At 73.4% G+C, this 1719-nt stretch carries 1 protein-coding gene and 1 pseudogene; one reads left to right on the forward strand and one right to left on the reverse strand.

Features of this window, described 5'->3' with window-relative positions; translation table 11 throughout:
* Window positions 1-1034, forward strand: a pseudogene (locus B4M60_RS12095) (hypothetical protein); the annotation flags it as partial.
* A 15-nt stretch (window positions 1035-1049) separates the two neighbouring features.
* Here the strand turns inward: B4M60_RS12095 and B4M60_RS12100 are convergent.
* On the reverse strand, window positions 1050-1719 hold a 670-nt coding region (locus B4M60_RS12100), incomplete at its 5' end, for a hypothetical protein (RefSeq protein WP_291084237.1).

The raw sequence follows: 1719 nt of genomic DNA on the forward strand, positions 1-1719 counted from the left end.
CGGGTGTGGAGCTGCTCGGCGAGCACGACATCGTCGCCCTGGTCACCGACGACGCCAGTCGCCGGGTCATCGGGGCCCGGCTCGTCCCCCGGACCGGCCCGGACGCGGGCATCGAGACCGTCCTCGCGGCGGACCTCGTCGTGGACGCCACCGGTCGCGGGTCCCGGCTGTCCCGCTGGTTCGCCGAGCTCGGGTACGACCTGCCGGAGGTGACCGAGGTGGCGGCAAGCGTCGGCTATGCCACCCGGGTGTTCCACGACGAGCGGGGCGTCCTCGACGGGACCGACGTCATCGTCGTCTCGACCGATCCGCAGACCGGCCGCTCGGGCGCGGCAGCGCGGATCGAGGGAGGCCGGTGGACGGTCACCGTGGCGCAAGCCAATGGTGCTGTGCCGCCGATCGACCTGCCGGAGTTCACCGCCTTCGCCGACTCCCTGCCGGCGCCGGAGCTCGGGCGGCTCGTCCGCGCCTGTCAGCCGGATGGCACGGGTGTGGTCTACCGCTTCCCGTCGAGCCGCTGGGTCCGCTACGAGCGGCTGCGCCGGCGCCCGCTCGGTGTGCTCGCCGTGGGTGACGCGGTGTGCTCCTTCAACCCGGTGTACGGGCAGGGCATGTCGTCGGCCTCGCTGCAGGCGGCCGCGGTTCGCGACCTGGTCGAGGAGTGCGTGGCCGCTCGTGGTGGCGACGTCAGGGCGGCCCTCGACGATCTCGCCTCTCGAGCCCCCGCGGTGCAAGCCCGCGTCGTGTCCGCGCCGTGGGCGCTGGCGACCGGCCCGGACCGGCGTCTTCCCGGTATGCCGCGCAAGCCGCTTCCGGAGCGCCTCCTCGACCGGTATGTCGACCGGGTCATCGAGGTTGCCCGCCACGATGCGCCGGTGACCGTGGCGTTCATGGAGGTGCTCAACCTGCTCCGTCCGCCGCAGTCCTTGCTCGCTCCGGGCATCGCCCGCAGGGTCCTCGGTGCTCGGGCGCACCGGGCGCCGGTCCAGCAGTGCGTCGCGCCTGAGCTCGTCCGGACCACGGCCCCACGATGAGCGCCGAGCTGCCGGTCAGTGCAGCGCCTTGACGGCGGCATCGAGCACTGGGTCCCGGCCGGCGAGGAAGTCCCTGACGGTCCACTCGACGCGGACGCCCGGGTCGAGGGTCGTCCGGGTGTCGGTGTCGCCCGCCTTGGGCCAGTAGCGGCTGGACACGTGGGCGACCAGTCCCGAGCTGGGCATCTGCACCGGTCGCACATCGCCATAGAGGTTGGGCCTCGCCCCCGTCGGCTCGCCGACGAAGACCGCGTCGGTGGACTGTTCGACGTCGACGGTGAAGTTCATCGCGGCCGAGAAGGTCGACCGGCCGACGATGAGGACCAGCCGCCCACGCAGCCGGGGGTCGCGGACGGCGGCGAGCAGGCCGCCATACGTCTGGTTGTTGCCCCCTCCGTTATTGCGGACGTCGATGATGACGCCGGGATGGCGCGGCTGCGCCGCGGCGGCGAGCACGGGGGCGGCGGCGGTCAGGCTGCCGGCCTGGACCTCGTTGTACACGACGTAGAGCGGCCCGCCAGGCAGGGTGGTCCACCAGATCGACTCACGGCGACGGGTGAGGACCAGTGGGGCGTCCCGCGGCGGCAGCCCCACCGGGTCCCACCCGACCGTCGAGAGGTAGCTGGTGTAGTCCAGCGGCGGCGGGCTGACCACGACGCGTTCCCCGGCGGTGGTGCGCAGCCCG

Origin of the sequence: Dietzia sp. UBA5065 (genome assembly GCA_002415925.1) — a bacterium.
Lineage (GTDB): Bacteria > Actinomycetota > Actinomycetes > Mycobacteriales > Mycobacteriaceae > Dietzia.